The organism is Kosakonia sp. YIM B13588 (genome assembly GCF_042788165.1).
GTDB classification, from domain to species: Bacteria; Pseudomonadota; Gammaproteobacteria; order Enterobacterales; family Enterobacteriaceae; genus Kosakonia; species Kosakonia sacchari.
This window is the reverse complement of the sequence record NZ_JBHZPO010000005.1, coordinates 44,823-65,685: the sequence shown is the minus strand read 5'-3', so window position 1 is coordinate 65,685 and position 20,863 is coordinate 44,823. Positions and strand designations below refer to the sequence as shown.

Here is a 20,863-nt window from a genome sequence, read left to right as displayed (position 1 = left end):
GAACTCCTTAGTCGTGGCGCGGATCGAGCGCATCGCGCAGCCCGTCACCGAGTAAATTAAATCCCTGCACGGTCAGAAAGATGGTTACGCCGGGGAAAATAGACATCCAGGGAGCCTGTTCCAGAAAGCCCTTCGCGGTGTTCAGCATTGCGCCCCAAGACGGATAGGGCGGCTGCTGGCCAAGGCCGAGAAACGACAGGCTCGCTTCGGTAATGATCGCCGAAGCAATCGCCAGCGTGGCCTGCACGAGGATCGGCGACATCACATTCGGCAGCACATAACGCAGGATGATCCAGCGATCCGGCAGACCAATCGCCCGCGCGCCGTCGATATACTCTTCGTTACGAATCGCGATCACCTGGCCGCGCGTCAGGCGGGCAAAGATGGGCATCGCCGACAAGCCAATAGCGATCATCGCATTGGTCAGGCTGGGGCCAAGAAACGCCCCCAGTGCGATGGCCATAATCAGAAACGGACAGGCGAGCAGCGCTTCGATAACGCGGGAAATCACCCCGTCCCAGACGCCCTGGAAGTAACCCGCCAGCAAACCGAGTGGTACGCCAATCACCACGGCGATCACCACCGACACGCACCCCGCCAGCAGCGACGTGCGCGCCCCCCAAATCATGCGCGAGAGAATATCGCGCCCCAACTCATCAGTGCCGAACCAGTAAAGCTCCGACGGGGGTTTGCGTACTGCCAGGAAGTTCGCTTTGACCGGATCAAACGGCGCGATCCATGGCGCGAACAGCGCAATCAGCACAAACACACCGACAATCACCGCGCCAATCACCGCACTACGGTTAGCGAGGAACTTCTTCAGCACCCGGTTTTCCGTACGCGGCAGCGATGCCGCCACGCCGGTGGTGGACAGTTCGGCCATTATTCGCTCCGCATTTTCGGGTTGATTAACACATACAGCACATCCGCCAGCAGGTTCAGCGCAAGAAAACCCATTGCCACCACCAGCACGACACCCTGCACCACCGCATAGTCACGGTTGAACACCGAATCGACAATCATCTTGCCGAAACCGGGAATGGTAAACACCTGCTCAGTCAGCACCGCGCCACCCAGCAGTTCGCCGAATAGCAGCGTGGTCAGGGTGATCACCGGCACCAGCGCATTACGGAACGCATGCTTCATGATCACCGCTTTTGGCAGCAACCCCTTGGCGCGCGCAGTGCGAATATAATCCGCTTTCAGCACCGCAATCATCGACGCGCGAGTATGGCGCATTAACGTTGCCGCCAGCCCCGTTCCCAGCACCAGCGCGGGCAACAACAGCGTGCGCAAGTTCTGCAATGGATCTTCACTAAATGGCACAAAACCAGACGCCGGCAGCCATTGCAGGTTGACGGAAAAGATGAGGATCAGCAGGATCCCCAGCCAGAAGTGCGGCACCGAAATGCCGGATATCGCCACAAAATTAGCGCCGTGATCAATCCAGCTATTCTTGTTCACCGCCGCCAGAATGCCCATGCTGATGCCGAACAGCAGCGCAATAACCATCGCGAGCAGCGACATCTCAAGCGTCACCGGCAGCTTGGTGGCAATCAGGTGCGTTACCGGCTCCTGCGTGCGCAACGAGACGCCAAGATCGCCCTGCAGTGCGCGGGTCAGCCAGTGAAAATATTGCACCGGAATCGGCGCATCCAGGTTCAACTCCGCACGCAACTGGGCGATGACCGCCGGATCGCGCTCCTCGCCCAGCATCGCAGTGAGCGGATCGCCGGGTAGCAACTTTTGCAAACCGAACACCATCATGCTGACCAGCAGCAAGGTCGGAACGGCGAGCAGCAGGCGTTTGCAAATCAATTCCAGCATGGTTTCTCCAGGCGATGCCGTTTAGTTGGCGAGCGACAGACCCGCCAGACGCACAATGCCGTCCGGGTAAGGTTTAAAGCCCTGCACTTTTTTGTTCAGCCCAAACAGGCGCGGTTCAAAGTAGAGGTAGGCAATCGGCATATCCGTTTGCAACTGCTTCACCACCTTTTCATACAACGCCTGGCGGGTTGCCGGATCGTTGTGCAAACGCGCCTGCGTCAGCCACTCATCCACCTGCGGGTTGCTGTAGCGACCATCGTTGAGCGTCCCTTTGCTATTAATGAAGCCGAAGATGCTGCCATCAGGATCGGGACGACCAGACCAGCCGGAGTAGCTCAGTTGAAAATCGCCGCTTTGCTGCCTGTCCAGCAGGGTAGCGAATTCGGTCATTTGCAGATTGACATTGAAACCGGCTTCGGCGGTCATCGCCTGCAACACCTGGCCCACCTGCTGTGACGTCGGGTTGTTCGGCACCAGCAGTGAGACGGTGAGCGGCGTCTTCACCCCCACCGCTTGCAGCAGCGCTTTGGCTTTTTCCACATCGCGCGCGGGCACCGGCAGTTTGACGTGATACGGGCTGACCGGAGAGAACGCCTGGTTCGCCGGGGCGTATAACCCTTCGAAGACCACCTGGTTGAGCGCCTCGCGATCAATCGCCAGCGAGAACGCCTCGCGCACGCGCGCATCTTTGAACGGATCGTTGGCGGGGACCTTGCCGTTATTGATATTAAACGTGATGCCCTGATACCCCAGCCCTGTTACTTTCGCCAGTTGCAGTTTGCTATCGGCCTCTACGGTTTTCACATCGCTGGCGGCAATCCCTTCGGTCAGATCGAGATCGCCCGCACGCAGGTTCGCCAGTCGCACGGAGGCATCCGGGATTGGCAGGTAGATAACTTTGTCGAAGTGGTACGCACCTTTGTTCCAGTAGTTATCAAAACGCGACAACACAATACGGTCTTGTGAAACACGGCTGTCGAATTTATACGGGCCGGAACACACCGGGTGGGCGGCGAAATCCGCTTTCTTCGCCGCATTCGGCGCCAGCATCGCGCCAGCGCGATCGGTTAATTGCATCAGCAACGCCGAGTCCGGCGTTTTCAAATGCAGCTTGATTTGCAGCGGTCCGCTGACCTCCACGGACTCGATAGAGGAGATTTCACTTTTACGCAGCGAACCCGGCAGCGTCAGCGCACGATCGAGACTGAATTTCGCCGCTGTGGCGTCAAACTTCTCGCCATCATGGAAGGTCACGCCCTCACGCAGATCCACGGTCAGGGTTTTGCCATCCTCGCTCCACGACCAGGCCTTCGCCAGCCCTGGCACCACTTTCAGGTTTTCATCGACGTCCACCAGCCTGTCGCACAGTGAAGCGAAGACAAAGCGGCCATAGTAAGTACGCGCCAGGTGCGGATCGAGCATATCCGGATCCGCGCCAAGACCCACGCGCAGCACACTTTCCGCCTGGGCAGGCAGTGCCGCACCCAGCAACATGACACTTCCCAGAACGGTCAAAAGCGAATTTCGCATCATCATTATTGTTTCCTTTAAAGGGAGGAGTGAGAGGCCGCGTGTTCAAACAGCGCACGACGGCGCAAGAACGCGGCTGAGGGGGGAGCAATCTGAATCACGCTGCGGTCGCGGTTAATCTCTTGCCAGCGATGACAAGAGACCTGGCGACCGCCTTCGAGTACCTGTGTGATGGGCTCACGTTGCTGGCACTCGTCTGTCGCAAACGGGCAGCGGGTATGAAAACGACAGCCCTGCGGCGGGCTTGCGGGATTAGGTAAATCGCCCTGCAATAGCGGCGTTTCGCGCACAATGCCGGGTTGCGGCTGCGGTGCGGACGCAATCAGCGCCTGGGTGTAAGGGTGCAGCGGCGCATCGAAGATCTCATCCACCGTTGCCATTTCCACGATTTGCCCAAGGTACATCACCGCCACGCGGTCGCTCATATGGCGGATCACCGCCAGCCCGTGCGCGACAATGATCATGGTTAAACCAAGCTGCTGTTTCAGCGTCTCCAGCAGGTTGACTACCTGCGCTTGCACCGACACATCCAGTGCGGAAACCGGTTCATCGCCAAGCAGCAATTTCGGCCCGGAAGCCAGCGCGCGGGCAATGCCAATACGCTGGCGCTGGCCGCCGGAAAACTCATGCGGGTAGCGTCTGGCCCACGCCGCAGGCAGGCCCACGGTGCCAAGCAGTTCCGAAACGCGTGCCTGGCGCTCCGCTTTGCCCATTTTCTGGTGCAACCACAGCGGCTCGCCGACAATTTGCTCCACGGTCATACGCGGGTTGAGCGAAGCAAACGGATCCTGAAAGATAATTTGCAGTTCGCGCCGAAGCTGGTTTAATCGCGCACCGCTGGCATGGGTGATCTCTTCCCCCTGGTAGTAAACGCGCCCTTCGGACGCCGCCAGCAACCGCAATAGCAGGCGACCAAGCGTCGATTTTCCTGAACCAGACTCTCCCACAATCGCCAGCGTTTCGCCGGGGTAAACCGCCAGAGAAATACGATCTACGGCGGTGACATAACGTTTTGGCGCGAACAAGCGGGTTGGCCCGGCAAAGCGTTTGCTCAGATCAAAAGCTTCGAGGATCGGCGTGCTCATGCAGTTTCTCCCAGCGCGATGTGCTGTTCAAGTGGCACACGGAAACAGGCCACCAGATGGCCCTTCCCTTGCGGTGTCAGTGGGGGTTTTTGCTCCCGGCAGCGCGTCTGCGCAAACGGGCAACGGGTGGCGAAACGGCAGCCTTGCGGCATCGCTTCCGGCAACGGCACCGCGCCGGGAATGGTCGACAGTTGCCCTTTGCGCGCCCCCAGCGAAGGGATAGATCCCATAAGACCAATGGTGTACGGGTGCTGCGGATCGGCAAAAATCACCTCCACACTGCCCTGCTCCACCACTTGTCCGGCGTACATCACCGCCACCTGCTGCGCCACTTCCGCCACCACACCGAGATCGTGGGTGATCATCAATACGGCGGTGCCGGTTTCGGCTTTCAGGGTATTGAGCAGCGTGAGGATCTGCGCCTGAATTGTTACATCCAGTGCGGTTGTCGGTTCGTCGGCAATTAACAGGCGCGGCTTGTTGATGAGTGCCATCGCGATCATCACCCGCTGGCGCATACCGCCGGAAAGCTGGTGCGGATACGCTTTCAGGCGCATCTCCGCTGCCGGGATCTGCACTTTTTCCAGGATGTGGAGCGCCGCCTCACGCGCTGCGTTCGCCGACACATTTTGGTGGCGAATCACCGCTTCACTGAGCTGGTCGCCGAGCGTAAATGCCGGGTTGAGCGAGGTCATCGGTTCCTGAAAAATCATTGCCAGTTCATTGCCGCGCAGGTCGGCATATTCGCGTGGGGAGAGTTGGCGTAAGTTACGCTCGCGAAACTGCATTTCGCCGCTAAGGATCTGCGCGCTGGTGGGCAGCAGCCCCATCAACGCCAGCGAGGTGATGCTTTTACCGCAGCCGGATTCACCGACCAGCGCCAGCGTTTCTCCGCTTTTGACAGAGAGCGAAATCCTGTCCAGTACGCTCACCGGGCTGCCAGCAAACTGCACTTCCAGGTTATGCAGACGCAGCACCGGCACAGCCTCTTTAAACGGGATCGTCGTCATGGGGTATCGTCCTCAAGATGAATGGCCTGGATCAGCGCATGTTGCAGGTCGAGCAAGTGTTCGCGCATCGCCGTCGCCGCCTCATGCGGCTGGCGCTGGCGAATAGCGATCATGATGCGGTGATGGTGATCGTTGTAGCGATCCACTTTCGCTGGCGTTCGCGCCAGTTCACGCAGATGGTGCCAGGCCGGTTCGCGCCGCACCGCGTCAAGCGTGTCAAAAAGACCGAGCATCAGACGGTTTCCTGCCGCCTCGGCGATAGCCCGGTGAAAAGCGCTGTCCCACAGCTCATTCAGATCCGGATCATCCGGGTTAACGTTGTCGATGCGTTCCAGCATGCGCTGCATCAGCGCCAGATTTTCCGGGCTGGCGCGAAGTGCCGCCAGCCGCGCAAGACCGGGCTCAATTTGCAGACGGGCTTCCATCACTTCCAGCATATTGGTTTGTTGCACCAGTCCCTGTAGTGCAAGAGAAGCAACCGGTGCCGCAGGGCCAATAAAGGTGCCTTTGCCCTGTTTGCGCCAGATCCGCCCCTCCTCTTCCAGCACGTCCAGCGCGCGACGCACTTCTCGTCGCCCGACGCCTAAGCTTTCCGCCAGTTCACGTTCCGTGGGCAGAGGAGTCCCTGGTGTTGACTCATGCTGGTGGATCAGCCCACGAAGTTGTTCAAGCGCCGTACTGGAATTTGCCAGATAGCGTGACGGTTTTTCCATATTGGTTCATCCGCATTTCGCGTTATCTTTCTATTTAATTACAGACAGTTAATGCTTATGCCGTCTGTATGCCTCGTTGTTTACAAAGCAATTCGCGAACCAATACGGCATTGGTTCGATAAATTTTTGTTAATACTTTGATTTATTAATGTTTATTTTTTGGCTAATACAGAGGACGTCACAGATACCTGCGAATGCTGGCGATGAAATGCACAGTTAGCGTGCAAACAATGCACTAAAAGGGAAGAAAGGAACCTAAGAGGGAACGACCTGAACACGACAGGGACGTAGTGATGAGGAGGCGAAATGACCCGTTCTCAATCACTACGTCGAAGACAGAAACCAACACAACCTGCCGCGCCTGCAAACCCGGCCTGTTCTCAGCATGGCGAATTCACTATCAAAGCAGCCACGGTTCAGGTGTGCCCGAACAGAATGGCAGGCTGATATTTTTACCGTGATCCTCGATAACCGCACGCTGACACGGTGGTAACAGCTTGACGCTACGCCGCGTGAATAAGCCTTCCTACCGCAAGGCTCAGAGCGCGCAGCGCATGGGCGACATCGCTACAGGACACGCTTTCCGCCGGATGATGGCTGATGCCTTTATAACAACGCACAAACAGCATGGCGGAAGGCCAGCGTTCAGCAATGGCGATAGCATCATGCCCTGCGCCACTCGGCAGAGATAAAACCTTCCCCTGCACGGTGTGTACCGCATCAGCCAGCTCTTCACGCAGTGGCATATCGCACGGCGTGGCGGCAATGGTGTAAAAAATGTCGTGGCGGAACTCAAGCCTGCGTTGCCGGGCGATGCGGTTGGCTTCGTCCAGCAAGTGGTTGAGCAACGCTTCGCGCTTATCATCGTGCGGGCTACGGATATCGAGCGTAAGCCCAACCGCGCCGGGGATCACATTCACCGCACCGGGTTCGCATTGCAATGTGCCAACGGTGGCAACCATCTCCGGGCCGGCATCGATCGTTGCCTGTTCGATAATCTGTATCCATTCGGCGGCAGCGGTCAGCGCATCACGGCGATGAGGCATCGGCACCGTACCGGCGTGCCCGGCCTCACCGGTAAAACGGCAACTAAGCCGCCGCGCACCATTGATTGCCGTGACCACGCCGAGCGCCAGATCCGCGTCTTCCAGCACCGGCCCCTGTTCAATATGCAGCTCCAGATAGGCGGAAAAATCCCCGACCGGGCGCTGCGCAGTGGCAATCTGCGTGGGATCCAACCCGGCCTGTTCCAGCGCCTGTGCTACGCTAACGCCCTGCGCATCTTCACAGGCCAGCCACGCTTGCGGCCAGCTGCCGGTTAGCCCACGGCTACCCAGCAGCGCGATGTTAAATCTTGTGCCCTCTTCGTCAGCAAAACCGACAATCTCGATCGCCTGCCTGCCGCGCAGGTTGGCCCGATTCAGGCCATCAACAACTTCAATCGCCGCCAGCACACCAAGCATACCGTCGTAGCGCCCGGCATCGCGCACGGTATCAAGATGCGAACCGAGCAGCAGCGCCTGGCCTCCCGCTTCGATACCTTCGTAACGGCCAAAAATATTGCCGACCGCATCCTGCCAGGTGCGCATCCCCGCCTGCTGCATCCACCCGGCAACCAGCGCATTTGCCTGCAAATGCTGGGGCGAGAGATAAACACGGGTGAGTTGGCCCGGCGTTTCGCTGATTTGCGCCAGCGCATCACAGCGCTGCATAACCCGGCTGGCGGCTTGCGCGGCATCGAAAGACGTCATCATTAACTGACTCCTTCGTAAATGTCCCATGCCGCCTGCATGCCCGCGCCCTGAACGGTGCGAAAACCCAGTCGGTTCAACACCGCTTCCAGCGCGGTCAGCGTTTGCAGTACGCAATCTTTGCGCGCGTTATAGCCCATGGTGCCGATGCGCCAGATCTTGCCCTGCAGCGGGCCAAACGAGGTGCCAATCTCAATATGGAAATCATCCAGCAGACATTTACGCACCTCTTCGCCATGCACTTCACGCGGGATGTGCACGCCGAGAACGTTGTTCATCTTGTGCCGGATATCGCCAAACACCTCCAGCCCCATGCCCTGGATGCCCGCCAGCATTGCGCGACCGTGTAGTTCATGGCGCGCAACCAGCTTTTCCATGCCCTCTTCAAGCATAATGCGCGCGCATTCGCGGGCGGCGAACAGCATGCTGGTCGCTTCCGTGTGGTGATTCAGACGTTCCGGCCCCCAGTAATCCATCACCATGCCGAGATCGAAATAGTTGGAGTAGATCATCTCCTCTGCGCCGTCCTGATGCGCCTCGGTGCGAATGCCTTGTTCTACGCATTTGCGCGCGCGTACTGCGGCTTCCATTCGTGCGCTAAGAGTAATGGGCGAACTCCCGGACGGGCCGCCAAGGCACTTCTGCAACCCGGCGGAAACGGCATCTAATCCCCACGCATCGCTTTCTAACCGGTTGCCGCCGAGTGAAGCAGTGGCGTCGGTATAAAACAACACATCGTGGCGGCGGCAAATCTCTCCTAATTCATTCAGCGGTTGCAGCATGGTGGTCGAGGTATCGCCGTGTACCGTTAGCAGCAGGCGCGGCTTGATGCGAACGATGGCATCTTCAATCTGATCCGGGCTAAACACCTCGCCCCACGGCACCTCAATGGTGTGGACTTCAGCGCGGCAGCGGCGGGCAATTTCACACAGCAGATGACCAAAACGGCCAAACACCGGCACCAGCACCTTATTGCCAGGCCGAATGGCGGAAACAAAGATCGCCTCAATACCCGCGCGCGAGGTGCCATCCACCAGCATCGTCCAGCGGTTTTCAGTGCGAAACACCTCGCGGTAAAGCGCCATCACTTCGTTCATGTAGCCGGTCATCACCGGATCGTATTGCCCTATCAACTGGCTCGCCATCGCCCGCAGAACACGCGGGTCGGCGTTGATTGGCCCTGGCCCCATCAACAGGCGCGAAGGCGGATTAATTTGCGGGAACTGCTGGAAATCAAACATGGGCGCGTCCTTTAGTCTGCAACAGCGGGATATGTGAAACAAAAGATTCTTTTAATTAAATTCTGCAACTAATGTGCCACAGACAAAAAAACGACACCAGCGCAGAGTAACCGCTATTTCATAGGCAAATCCAAAAAAAACGGGGCGCTGAACGCCCCGTCATAACACATTAATATGGTGCAAAAGCACCATTATAGTGCACTACCGGTGTTCAAGCTCATCCAGTTCATCGTACAGCGAAGCGATGTGGTGAATTCGCTGACGCCCTTCGCTCAGCGCGGTGTGCAGCACGGCATTGGACAGCAAATTAACCAGGCTCATGGCGCTGCTGTAGCTGTCGAACGCGGAGACGCTCTCCAGCGGCAAACCGATGTGCCAGCGGCACAGCGGCTTAATGCTGGCGGCCTGCGGCTCACTGATTGCCAGCAGCGGAATGCCCTGCTGATGCAGCACGTCCAGCAGCGGGCGCACTACGCGCGGGCGGCGGCGAAAAGCCACCACCACCACCATATCGTTCGGGGTGATGTCGACCACTTCTTCCGCCAGCGTCTGCCCTGGCTGCGGCATCAATAGCACCTGGCCACGGCTTTGCAGCAGTTGCTGGCGCAGATGTAGCGCCACGGGGGCGCTGTTACGCAGACCCAAAATAAACACCCGCTTCGCCGTGTTGAGTGCGGTGACAATCTCGGCGAATTGCCCGGCATCCAGCGTATTAACCCACAGCGTCAGGTTCGCCATCTCCTGCTTGTAATGGCGCGCCAGTAGTGTGTTGCCCTGCACCGCGTCGCGGTTCTCGGTCAGCGGCATACCGCTCTGGCGCAGCGTGCGCAGTTCATCGCGCATCTCTTTGAAACGATCGTAGCCCAGCCGCTTAAACAAACGGCTGACGGTCGCTTTCGATACCCCGCTCAAACGCGCCAGTTCGGCGCTGTTGTAGCTCACCAGATCGTCGAAATGATCAATGATAAACGAGGCAACCCGTTGTTCCTGTGGGGATAGCTCGTCAAAGCTCGCCCGTAAACGCTCATCCAGCTGCTGCATAGCTTCTCCTGCAACTTTTGTTTCAGGTTAAGCTGACACAGTGAAACGCCCGTCGTCAATCTGGAACAGCTCTTGCTTAGTGTTCTGCACTTACCCGCAAAAACAGGAAGCGTGACGATGCAAAGTAATATGGCCCCCTCCGGTATGGCGGTGACACCGCACCATCTCGCCAGCGAATCGGCGTTGTCGGTGCTGCGCCACGGTGGCGACGCGATTGAAGCGATGGTGGCGGCAGCGGCAACCATTGCGGTGGCCTACCCGCACATGAACGGCATCGGCGGCGATGGCTTCTGGTTGATTGTGCCGCCTGACGGCGAACCGCTCGCCATCGACGCCAGCGGTGCGGCCGGGCAACACGCAACGCGCGAGTTTTACGCAGGTCACGCGCATATTCCCCATCGCGGGACGCTTGCCGCGCTGACCGTACCCGGCACGCTCAGCGGCTGGGATGAGGCGCTGAAGGTCTCCGCCGCGCTCGGCGGCGGGCAGCTTCCACTCTCACGGTTACTGGCCGATGCGATTCGCTACGCCGCCGACGGCATACCGGTCACGCAGTCACAAGCCAGCGCCACGCAAAGTAAATATGCGGAACTGGTGGATATCCCCGGTTTTGCAGACACCTTTTTACCGCAAGGTCACGCCCCGCAGGCAGGCAGCCGCTTTTGCCAGCCTAAACTCGCCCGCACGCTGACCCAGCTTGCCACCGAAGGGCTGGACAGTTTTTACCGTGGCCCGCTGGCGCAGTTGATCGCCGGCGAAATGCAGGCGTTGGGTTTACCCGTAACCGCCCAGGATCTGGCGAACCATCGCGCCCAGCGCCGCGTGCCGTTGAAGCTCAGCCATAGCCAGGGTGAAATTTTCAATATGACGCCGCCGACACAGGGGCTGGTATCGCTGGCCATTCTCGGTATTACCGATCATCTGGAGATGGCGCAGGCAAGTGAAGTACAAACCATTCACGTATTGTGGAAGCGACCAAGAAGGCTTTCGGCCTGCGCGATCGCTACATCACCGATCCGCGCCACGTCACGCTGCCGGTACAGAGCCTGCTGGAACAAGCGCCGCTGGAGCAGCTGGCGGCCAGCATTGATGAGCAGCGCGCCGCGCCCTGGGGCCAGGGGAAAGGGCCGGGCGATACCGTGTGGATGGGGGTTATCGATAAAAATGGGCTGGCGGTGTCGTTTATCCAGAGCATTTACCACGAATTTGGCAGCGGCGTGGTGCTGCCGGAAAGTGGCGTGCTGCTGCAAAACCGCGGCGCGGCCTTTAGTCTCGATCCGGCGCATCTGCTGGCGCTGATGCCAGGTAAACAGCCGTTCCACACCTTAAACCCCGCCGCCGCGCGGCTGAAAGATGGGCGCACGCTGGTTTACGGCACCATGGGCGGCGACGGACAACCTCAAACGCAGGCCGCCATTTTTACCCGCCATGTCATGCAGGGCATGCCGTTGCAGGAGGCGGTTTGCGCCCCACGCTGGTTGCTGGGTCGCACATGGGGGCAGCTATCCGATAGCCTGAAACTGGAAGGTCGCTTTAGCGAAGAGACATACCAGGCGCTGCGCGCGCTGGGGCATGAGGTTGAGTGGTTGCCGGGAATGAGTGAAGCCACCGGGCACGCAGGGGCGATTGTGCGCCACACCAGCGGCATGCTGGAAGGGGCTTACGATCCGCGCAGTAACGGCAGCGCAGCGGGATTTTAAGGAGCAATGATGAATACAACATTTGACTGGCCGACCTATATCCGGCTGATGGAACAACTGCTTGATGTCCCGCTGGATGACACACGCCGCGCCGAGCTGGAAATCCAGCTCGCCAGAATCGCCGCGATGGCGCAACCGTTAATGGCTTTTACGCTGCCGCATCGCCAGGAAGGCGCAGGAGAGTACCGGTTATGAATTTATCGATTGCTGATATCCAGCGCGGTCTGCGGGGAAGAAACGTTAGCGGCAGCAAGACGCAGGAGAGCACCGGCTATGAATTTATCAATTGCTGATATTCAGCGTGGCCTGCGGGAAAAAACCTTTAGCGCCAGCGAACTGGCGCACCGTCAGCAAGACGCAGGAGAGCACCGGCTATGAATTTATCGATTGCTGATATTCAGCGTGGCCTGCGGGAAAAAACCTTTAGCGCCAGCGAACTGGCGCAGCAGACGCTGGCGCGCATTGAGCGCGACAATCCGCGCCTCAACGCCTTTACTGACATCACAGCTATGCGCATGCTGGCTGAGGCCGCGCAAATCGACCAACAAATCGCCAATGGCGAAGCATTGCCCGCGCTGGCGGGCGTACCCTATGGGGTGAAAAACCTGTTTGATATCGAAGGCGTTACCACGCTTGCCGGAGCGAAACTCTTCAGCCAGCAACCGCCCGCAACGGCAGATGCTTTTGCGCTTCGCCAGTTGACGCGCGCGGGCGCGATGCTCGCCGGGGCGCTGAATATGGATGCCTACGCCTATGGTTTTACCACCGAAAACAGCCACTACGGCGCAACGCGCAACCCACGCGATCCGCAGCGTATCGCAGGCGGCTCATCCGGCGGTTCGGCGGCGGCTGTCGCGGCGGGGATGGTCAATTTTTCGCTCGGTAGTGACACCAACGGATCAATCCGCGTACCCGCCTCCCTGTGCGGTATTAACGGACTGAAACCGACATTTGGCCGCCTGTCGCGCAGCGGTAGCCATCCGTTTGTCGCCAGCCTCGATCATATCGGCCCGCTGGCGCGTAGCGTTGAGGATTTAACGCAGGTGTATGACGCTTTGCAGGGGCACGATCCTGATGATCGCTGGCAATCCGATCGCACCAGTGATACCGCCTTGCCGCAGTTGCATGGGGAAAGCAGGCTGCGCTGCGCCGTGCTGGAGGGGTATTTCACAAGCTGGTGTGATGATGATGCGCGCAAGGCCGTTGCCCGTATCGCGCGAGCGCTGAATGCTGACAATGCGATAACGCTGCCGGAAGCGGAGCTGGCGCGAACGGCGGCCTTTTTGCTGTCGGCGGCGGAAGGCGGTAACCATTATTTACCCGCCCTGCGCACCGACGCTGACGCGTTCGAACCCAACTCACGCGAACGCCTGCTGGCGGGCGCGATGACACCCTCGGCGTGGTACACGCAGGCACAGCGGTTTCGCGCCTGGTTTCGCGATAAAACGTTGCCGTTGTTTAAGGATGTCGATCTGCTGTTAGCCCCGGCAACGCCCTGCTGTGCAACGCTGATTGGCGCGCAGACCATGCACATTAACGGCGTCGATTTACCCATAAAAGCGAGCATGGGCATGTTAACGCAGCCGATCTCATTTCTTGGCTTGCCGGTGGTGACCGTGGCGCTGAAAACCGCCAGCGGTTTACCGATAGGCGTACAAATTATTGGCGCGCCCTGGCAGGAAGCGCGCTGTTTACAGGCGGCATGGCGGCTGGAGCAGGCCGGTCTTCTTTTTCCACAGGATGCAGCATGAACCGAGATAATGTTGATCGCCCGGCGATCCTCAATGAAGTGACCACTGCGTTTTACCGTTATGAGCAGGCGCTTATCAGCAATGACATTGATGTGCTGGACGAGCTGTTCTGGGATGACGCACGCACTGTGCGTTACGGCGCAACCGAAAACCTGTACGGCATTGCCGCGATCCGCGATTTTCGCAACGCTCGCCCCTCCAGCGGGCTTGAGCGCGTGCTACGCAATACCACCATCACCACTTTTGGCGATGATATGGCGGTGGCGAGCACCGAGTTTACGCGGGAAAACAGCGAAAAAATTGGTCGCCAGATGCAGACCTGGGTGAAGTTCCCGTGGGGCTGGCGCATTGTGGCGGCGCATGTGAGTGTGATGGGGTAACAACAGCCCTCTCCGGCAAAGGAGAGGGAGAACATTAGCCTTCGTGCAGCCCGCATTCGCGTTTGAGGCCAAAGAAGCGGGTCTCTTCTTCTGCCATGCCCGGCTCCCATTTGCGGGTGGTGTGCGTGTCGCCCACCGAAAGGTAGCCCTGATCCCACAGCGGGTGGTAATTCAGCCCGTGTTTTTGCAGGTACTGGTAAACCGTGCGGTTATCCCAGTCGATGATCGGCAACACTTTGAACACCCCGCGCTGGATAGCCAGCACCGGCAACGTGGCGCGGCTGCCGGATTGCTCGCGGCGCAGCCCGGCAAACCAGGTTTTTGCGTTCAGTTCGGCCAGCGCGCGGTTCATCGGCTCGACTTTGTTGATGTGGTTATATTTTTCAATCCCTTCAACGCCCTGCTCCCACAGTTTTCCGTAGCGCGCTTCTTGCCAGGCCGGGCTTTGCTCGGCGCGGTAGATTTTCAGGTTCAGCTTGAGCTTGTCCGTGAGCTCGTCGATAAACTGGTAGGTTTCCGGGAACAGATAACCGGTATCGGTGAGGATCACCGGGATATCCGGGCGCACCAGGTTTACCAGATGCAGGCTTACCGCCGCCTGAATGCCAAAGCTTGAGGAGAGCACATATTCACCCGGAAGGTTTTCCAGCGCCCAGGCGACGCGCTCTTCAGCGCTGAGTTTCTCAAGCTGCGCGTTGGTTTCAGAAAGCTGCAGTATGCGTTCTACTTTGGGCAGCTCGTTTAGCGCGTTCAGATCGAGTACGGACATATTGACCTCTCTTATCACCTCTTCCTCCCCGACCGGGGAGGAAGGAATCAGGCGTTATTCCCAGAAATCCCGCGCCGGATCGAGCACCGGGCGGATAATTCCAGCGCGGATGGTGAAGTCGCCAAAACCTTCGCCCTCTTCACGCTCGTGCGCCCAGCGGGCGACCAGCTCGTCGATAGCGCCCAGAATTTCGGGTTCAGTAATGTTTTCGCGGTACATGCGCGGAATGCGTGTGCCACTGCGATTACCGCCGATATGCAAGTTATAGCGTCCCGGCGCTTTGCCGACCAGGCCGATCTCCGCCAGCATTGCGCGACCGCAGCCGTTCGGGCAACCAGTCACACGCAGCACAATGTGGTCATCGCCCACGCCGTGTTTTTCCATCACCGCTTCGACTTTATCGACAAACGAAGGCAGGAAACGCTCGGCTTCCGCCATCGCCAGCGGGCAGGTCGGGAACGACACGCAGGCCATGGAGTTTTCGCGCTGCGGTTTTACCGCGTCCATCAGCCCGTGGCTGCGCGCCAGTTTTTCGATCTTCGCTTTCTGGCTTTCCGGCACACCGGCAATGATCAGGTTCTGGTTGGCGGTGATGCGGAATTCACCTTTATGGATCTTAGCAATTTCCAGCAGGCCGGTTTTCAGCGGACGGCCCGGATAATCCAGAATACGGCCGTTTTCAATAAACAGCGTCAGGTGCCATTTATTGTCGATGCCTTTCACCCAGCCAATGCGATCGCCACGACCGGTAAATTCGTACGGGCGGATCGGTTCAAATTTGATCCCGGCGCGGCGTTCAACTTCCGCTTTGAAGGTCTCAACGCCAACGCGCTCCAGCGTGTATTTAGTTTTGGCGTTTTTACGATCGGTACGGTTGCCCCAGTCACGCTGGGTGGTGACCACCGCTTCCGCGACCGCCAGCGTGTGTTCCAGCGGCAGATAACCGAATTCGCTCGCCGTGCGGGCGTACGTTTTCTTGTTGCCATGCTCGATAGACAGACCGCCGCCAACCAGCAGGTTAAAGCCCACCAGCTTGCCGTTTTCCGCAATCGCCACGAAGTTCATGTCGTTGGCGTGCAGATCGATGTCGTTCTGCGGCGGGATAACCACCGTGGTTTTAAACTTACGCGGCAAGTAAGTCTGGCCTAAGATCGGCTCTTCATCCGTGGTCGCCACTTTTTCCTGATCGAGCCAGATCTCCGCGTAAGCACGGGTGCGCGGCAGCAGATGTTCGGAGATCTTTTTCGCCCATTCGTAGGCTTCAGCGTGCAGTTCAGATTCGTACGGGTTCGAAGTACAAAGCACGTTACGGTTCATGTCATTGGCGGTCGCCAGCGCGTCCAGCCCAACGGAGTGCAGCATCTGGTGCGCCGGTTTCACATTTTTCTTCAAAATGCCGTGAAACTGGAACGTCTGACGGTTGGTCAGGCGGATGCTGCCGTAAATCGTGTTGTCGTGGGCGAATTTATCAATTGCCTGCCACTGTTTGGTGGTGATAATTCCGCCCGGCAAACGGCAACGCAGCAGCATCGCGTGGCGCGGCTCCAGCTTTTGCTCAGCACGTTCGGCGCGGATATCGCGATCGTCTTGCTGATACATGCCGTGAAAACGGATCAGCAGAAAGTTGTCGCCGTTGAAGCCGCCGGTCAGACCGTCATGCAAATCTTCCGCAATCGTACCGCGCAGGTAGTTGCTTTCGCGTTTCATACGTTCGGCGTCGGTCAGTTTGCCTTCGACCACCAGTGGACCTGGGTGTTTTTCGCTCATTAGTAGACATCTCGCTGATAACGGCGCTCAACGCGCAGCTCACTTAAAAATTCATCCGCCGCTTCGGTGTCCATGCCACCAAATTCGGCAATCACATCCAGTAAAGCCTGCTCAACGTCTTTCGCCATGCGATTGGCGTCGCCGCAGACATAAATGTGCGCACCGTCGTTGATCCAGCGCCACAGTTCTGCGCCTTGTTCGCGCAGCTTGTCTTGTACGTAAACTTTTTCTTTTTGATCTCTGGACCAGGCTAAATCGATGCGGCTCAGCACGCCCTCTTTCACATAGCGCTGCCACTCAACCTGGTAGAGGAAATCTTCGGTAAAGTGCGGATTGCCAAAGAACAGCCAGTTTTTGCCTGGCGCTTCATCGGCGGCGCGCTGTTGCATGAAAGCACGGAACGGCGCAATACCGGTGCCCGGCCCAATCATGATCACCGGCGTTTGCGGGTTCGCCGGCAGACGGAAGTTATCGTTATGCTCGATAAATACGCGAACTTCACCCTCTTCTTCTACGCGATCGGCGAGGAAGCTGGAGGCACCTCCCGCGCGGGCGCGGCCTTCGACGTCATAACGCACCACGCCAACGGTGATATGTACTTCACTCTCCACTTCTGCCTGCGAAGAGGCAATTGAGTAAAGACGCGGCGTCAGCGGGCGCAGCAGGCCAATCAGCGCGTCCGCATCCAGTTGAGCCGGAGAGAAACGCACCATATCGACAATTGGCGTGGTCGCGGCGTAGTGCTGCAACTGCGCTTTATCGCCGACCAGCGGCAGGAGTGATTCGCTGCGCGTCAGGGTGGCGTAGTTTTCCACGATATTGGCGGTATTGACCGTCAATTCGAAATGCCACTGCAACGCTTCGGCGAGCGGCAGGGTTTTACCATCAACCGTGACGGGCTCATCACCTTTCAGCCACAGCAGCTCAACCAGCTCTTTGACTAACGCAGGATCGTTCTGATACCAGACGCCGAGCGCATCGCCCGGCTGATAACGCAGACCGGAGTCGCCCAAATCGATTTCGATATGGCGCACATCTTTTTCTGAATCACGCCCGGTGATTTTCTGGTTAACCGACAGGCTTGCGCTAAGCGGTGCTTCTTTGGTGTACGGGCTGGAGAAAATTTCATTCACCGCACCACTGGCGGCGACAGCGGTTTGCGCAGGCGAAGAGGCTGGCGCACGGGCTTTCAGCACCTCAACTACACGGGCGCGCCATTCTGCTGCTGCGGCCTGGTATTCAACATCCGCATCGACGCGATCCAGCAGACGTTCAGCACCCAGTTCCGCCAGCTTGCTGTCGAAATCTTTCCCGGCCTGGCAGAAAAATTCATACGAGGTGTCGCCCAGACCGAAGACCGCAAAGGCGGTGCCATCCAGTTTTGGCGCTTTTTTCGAGAACAGGAATTTATGCAGCGCAACGGCTTCTTCCGGTGCTTCCCCTTCACCCTGCGTTGAGGCAACGACGATCAGCAGTTTCTCATTCGCGATCTGTTTGAATTTATAGTCGCCCGCGTTGACCAGCGTAACATTGAGTTTCGCCGCCAATAAATCATCGCGCAGCGCTTCGGCTACACGGCGGGCGTTACCGGTCTGCGAGGCGGAAATCAGCGTAATCGAGGAGGCTTCTGCTACCGGCGTCGCAGCGACCGTTGCGCCAGTTGGCTGCTGATTCAGCACGCCCCAGAAATAGCCGGAAACCCAGGCAAGCTGGGTGGGTGTTAAATCAGTGGTGGCCGCCTGGAGGCGCGCCAGTTGCTCCGGATTAAGCGGAAGCAACGCGGAAGGTGGGACCTGGGTCGTCATGCGTCGTATTGTTCCAGTAGCAATTCCCTTTCGTCTTTCGCGCAGCCTGTGAACGCGCCAACGCCGCGAAATCCATGGGGATATAATTTTGAAAAAAGTGAAGTGAAACTAAGGTTAACGGTGGGGATAATAACAATTAAAGAAAGGTTGGAAATAATAAATAACCAAAAGAACTAACCTGTTTTAGTTATAGTTGTTAACACTAAAACCGGTTGAATAACTTATTGAATTACATTGATAAAACGAATGTGTCGCGGTTTGGCTTCTGTCGTAACCGCTTTTAGTGATTTTAGTTAATGCTAAAAAAGGTCATTTCCGCTACCATGCGGCGGTTTTTTGTAAGCCTGAGAGTTCATTATGTCGACCACGTTGTTTAAAGATTTCACTTTCGAAGCCGCTCATCACTTGCCGCATGTCCCGCAGGGGCACAAATGCGGTCGTCTGCATGGCCACTCGTTTATGGTGCGCCTGGAGATCACCGGCGAGGTGGATCCTTATACCGGCTGGATAATGGACTTCGCCGAACTGAAAGCCGCGTTTAAGCCGCTTTACGAGCGCCTGGATCACTACTATTTGAATGAGATCCCTGGGCTGGAAAACCCCACCAGCGAAGTGCTGGCGAAATGGATTTGGGATCAGATGAAACCGGTGGTGCCGCTGCTGAGCGCGGTAATGGTAAAAGAGACCTGTACGGCGGGCTGCGTTTATCGCGGCGAATAACAGACTTTCGTGCCGTCAACCTGCGAGCCGTTCTCGCTGGTCTGCGGGTTGACAGCACATTTGCCCACGCTTTATCGGCTCCGCTCACAAACCAGTGTTTAACGCACCAGATAACCACCATCGACGACTAATAAATGACCATTGACAAAATCCGAGGCGCGGCTGGCGAGAAAAATTACCGCCCCCATTAAATCCTGCGTATCTCCCCAGCGCATAGCCGGTGTGTGATCAATTCCCCATTTATATTGCTTGCGATCGCTACGAATTATTTGCGTGATATCCGTGGAGAAATACCCCGGCGCAATACCGTTTACCTGAATATTAAATTGCGCCAATTCGTCACAATAGGCTTTTGTTAAACCGGCCAGCGCATGTTTTGTCGCGGAATAGGCCGGCGATCCCTGTTGACCTAAAAATGAACGCACCGAGCAAATATTGATAATTTTTCCGCGAAGGTTTTTCGCCATCACTTTTGCAGCTTCATGACATAATTCAAAGGCGGCCGTCAGATTCACATTAATCATCGGGTCCCAATCAGCGCGATTGAACTGCCAGACATTATTCATTTTGCAGATACCCGCGTTATTCACCAAAATATCAACCGTACCGAAGCGTTCACAGCAGGCGCTGATTATCTTTTGCGGTGCGCCTTCGGCGGTAATATCAATTTCCATAAATTCAACATCTACGCCCTGCTGTTTAATGGCGTCTTCTGTTTCCCCACCGTCTGAAGTAATCGCCGGAATAAAAACATTTGCCCCGGCTTTTGCCAGCGCAACGGAAAATGCCTGTCCTAACCCACTATTACCGCCGGTGACAATAGCGGTTTTCCCCTGTAAGGAAAAAAAGTCCAGCGAAAAATTATTAATTGATCTCATTGACATTGCTTGTTCCAAAATCCTTTTAGAAAAAAAGCAACGCTCCGCAATAACGAAGCGAATTTTTGCAATATTTAAATATCGTGACCGGACGTTTTCTAACACAGATAAATAAACTGGCACTTGATAAAGGTCAAAGTTAAATTATCACGAGAATTCACTTCGGAATAATCACTTTATTTTCCCTTTCTGTATTAAAAAACCCGCCAGTGGCGGGTTTCTATTAAGCAATATTGAGATATTTGTGTGTCTGCATCGACAGTCGCCAGTTGCGGGCGATACAGGTGTCAATACACAAGCGCGTCGCATCTTCTTTCTGGCTTATCGGCTGCAAGGCGATGACCCGCTGTTTATCATCGTGCAGTTGTGCCAAAAGCTCGTCCAGCGCTTCAATATCGCGCAGGCGGCCAACAGGGTGCTTAATCTCATCGGCGCGCTCCAGCGCCTGCTGGAGGACATCATAACCGCCACGCATATTCACTTTCGGCGATACGGTGACCCAGGTGGTGTGCGAGGTACGAACCTCGTGCGTGCCGCTGGTTTCAATCTGACAGCTAAAGCCGTTGTGCTCAAGCAGCGTGGTCAACGCCGAGAGATCGTGTATGCAGGGCTCACCGCCGGTAATGACCACATGGCGTGCTGTCCAGCCCTGGCGCTGGATAATGGCGAGCAGATCTTCACTGCTTGCCGCGCCCCATTTGTCGCTCTCTTTGGTCTTCGCGAGAATGCTATACAGCGACACCTCCCGATCCGCGAGCTTATCCCAGGTGTGTTTGGTATCGCACCAGGCGCAACCAACCGGGCATCCCTGTAAACGAATAAAAATGGCGGGAACGCCGGTGAAGTAACCCTCGCCTTGCAGGGTCTGGAACATTTCGTTAATCGGGTACTGCAT

18 protein-coding genes and 1 pseudogene are annotated in these 20,863 nt (G+C 57.2%); 5 read left to right on the top strand and 14 right to left on the bottom strand.

The genetic code is table 11. From position 1 onward, the window contains the following. Positions 1–7 precede the first annotated feature (7 nt). From ACFX4U_RS10865 to ACFX4U_RS10825, 9 genes are all read right to left on the bottom strand, one after another. A complete protein-coding gene (locus ACFX4U_RS10865; protein ID WP_020456681.1) occupies positions 8–883 on the bottom strand; it encodes an ABC transporter permease in 876 nt (291 codons plus the stop codon). After that, positions 883–1,827, bottom strand: a complete 945-nt coding sequence (locus ACFX4U_RS10860) for an ABC transporter permease (protein ID WP_305737015.1) — start codon at positions 1,825–1,827, stop codon at positions 883–885. Before ACFX4U_RS10860 ends, ACFX4U_RS10865 begins: the two co-directional genes overlap by 1 nt. Before the next feature lie 21 nt (positions 1,828–1,848). Further along, a complete protein-coding gene (locus tag ACFX4U_RS10855) occupies positions 1,849–3,363 on the bottom strand; it encodes an ABC transporter substrate-binding protein (RefSeq protein ID WP_313506367.1) in 1,515 nt (504 codons plus the stop codon). Positions 3,364–3,374: 11 nt separating this feature from the next. Continuing rightward, entirely contained in the window at positions 3,375–4,442 is a 1,068-nt protein-coding gene (locus ACFX4U_RS10850) for an oligopeptide/dipeptide ABC transporter ATP-binding protein (RefSeq protein ID WP_313506366.1), read from the bottom strand. Beyond that, positions 4,439–5,452: an ABC transporter ATP-binding protein gene (locus ACFX4U_RS10845; RefSeq protein ID WP_313506365.1), complete on the bottom strand. Its 1,014-nt coding sequence runs from the start codon at positions 5,450–5,452 to the stop codon at positions 4,439–4,441. Before ACFX4U_RS10845 ends, ACFX4U_RS10850 begins: the two co-directional genes overlap by 4 nt. Next, positions 5,449–6,165, bottom strand: a complete 717-nt coding sequence (locus tag ACFX4U_RS10840; protein WP_305737019.1) for a FadR/GntR family transcriptional regulator — start codon at positions 6,163–6,165, stop codon at positions 5,449–5,451. The genes ACFX4U_RS10845 and ACFX4U_RS10840 overlap by 4 nt, the downstream gene beginning before the upstream one ends. 503 nt (positions 6,166–6,668) lie before the next feature. After that, complete coding sequence (gene hpxK / locus ACFX4U_RS10835) at positions 6,669–7,919, bottom strand: allantoate amidohydrolase (RefSeq protein WP_313506364.1); 1,251 nt, start codon at positions 7,917–7,919, stop codon at positions 6,669–6,671. Beyond that, the gene (locus ACFX4U_RS10830; RefSeq protein WP_313506363.1) at positions 7,919–9,157 is read right to left on the bottom strand and encodes an alanine--glyoxylate aminotransferase family protein; all 1,239 of its coding nucleotides are present in this window, start codon (positions 9,155–9,157) and stop codon (positions 7,919–7,921) included. The genes hpxK and ACFX4U_RS10830 overlap by 1 nt, the downstream gene beginning before the upstream one ends. Before the next feature lie 201 nt (positions 9,158–9,358). Next, a complete protein-coding gene (locus ACFX4U_RS10825) occupies positions 9,359–10,198 on the bottom strand; it encodes a MurR/RpiR family transcriptional regulator (protein WP_065369241.1) in 840 nt (279 codons plus the stop codon). Between the two features lie 117 nt (positions 10,199–10,315). Here ACFX4U_RS10825 and ggt point away from each other — a divergent pair. The 4 genes and pseudogenes from ggt (at position 10,316) to hpxZ (ending at position 14,029) form a co-directional block, all read left to right on the top strand. Then, positions 10,316–11,898 (top strand): annotated as a pseudogene (ggt, locus tag ACFX4U_RS10820) (gamma-glutamyltransferase). A 9-nt stretch (positions 11,899–11,907) separates the two neighbouring features. After that, complete coding sequence (hpxX, locus tag ACFX4U_RS10815) at positions 11,908–12,093, top strand: oxalurate catabolism protein HpxX (protein WP_313506362.1); 186 nt, start codon at positions 11,908–11,910, stop codon at positions 12,091–12,093. Between the two features lie 179 nt (positions 12,094–12,272). Continuing rightward, on the top strand, positions 12,273–13,649 hold the full coding sequence (locus tag ACFX4U_RS10810) for an AtzE family amidohydrolase (protein WP_313506361.1): 1,377 nt from the start codon (positions 12,273–12,275) through the stop codon (positions 13,647–13,649). Beyond that, positions 13,646–14,029, top strand: coding sequence for an oxalurate catabolism protein HpxZ (gene hpxZ, locus ACFX4U_RS10805; protein ID WP_045513280.1), 384 nt, complete (start codon positions 13,646–13,648; stop codon positions 14,027–14,029). Before ACFX4U_RS10810 ends, hpxZ begins: the two co-directional genes overlap by 4 nt. A gap of 34 nt (positions 14,030–14,063) precedes the next feature. Here hpxZ and cysH read toward each other — a convergent pair whose 3' ends face one another. The 3 genes from cysH to cysJ are packed head-to-tail and all read right to left on the bottom strand — an operon-like array spanning position 14,064 to position 18,370. Continuing rightward, positions 14,064–14,798, bottom strand: a complete 735-nt coding sequence (gene cysH / locus ACFX4U_RS10800) for a phosphoadenosine phosphosulfate reductase (protein WP_313506360.1) — start codon at positions 14,796–14,798, stop codon at positions 14,064–14,066. A 54-nt stretch (positions 14,799–14,852) separates the two neighbouring features. Then, positions 14,853–16,565 (bottom strand): assimilatory sulfite reductase (NADPH) hemoprotein subunit, encoded by a 1,713-nt coding sequence (cysI, locus tag ACFX4U_RS10795; RefSeq protein WP_313506359.1) that lies wholly within the window; start codon positions 16,563–16,565, stop codon positions 14,853–14,855. Next, a complete protein-coding gene (cysJ, locus tag ACFX4U_RS10790) occupies positions 16,565–18,370 on the bottom strand; it encodes an NADPH-dependent assimilatory sulfite reductase flavoprotein subunit (protein WP_349350622.1) in 1,806 nt (601 codons plus the stop codon). The genes cysI and cysJ overlap by 1 nt, the downstream gene beginning before the upstream one ends. Before the next feature lie 357 nt (positions 18,371–18,727). Between cysJ and queD the strand changes: the two genes are divergently transcribed. Next, on the top strand, positions 18,728–19,090 hold the full coding sequence (queD, locus tag ACFX4U_RS10785) for a 6-carboxytetrahydropterin synthase QueD (RefSeq protein ID WP_017458754.1): 363 nt from the start codon (positions 18,728–18,730) through the stop codon (positions 19,088–19,090). A 98-nt stretch (positions 19,091–19,188) separates the two neighbouring features. On the opposite strand, the gene ACFX4U_RS10780 is transcribed toward queD, so the two are convergent. Both ACFX4U_RS10780 and queE read right to left on the bottom strand, forming a co-directional pair. After that, positions 19,189–19,974, bottom strand: a complete 786-nt coding sequence (locus tag ACFX4U_RS10780) for an SDR family oxidoreductase (RefSeq protein ID WP_313506602.1) — start codon at positions 19,972–19,974, stop codon at positions 19,189–19,191. 217 nt (positions 19,975–20,191) lie between these two features. After that, entirely contained in the window at positions 20,192–20,863 is a 672-nt protein-coding gene (gene queE / locus ACFX4U_RS10775; RefSeq protein WP_313506357.1) for a 7-carboxy-7-deazaguanine synthase QueE, read from the bottom strand.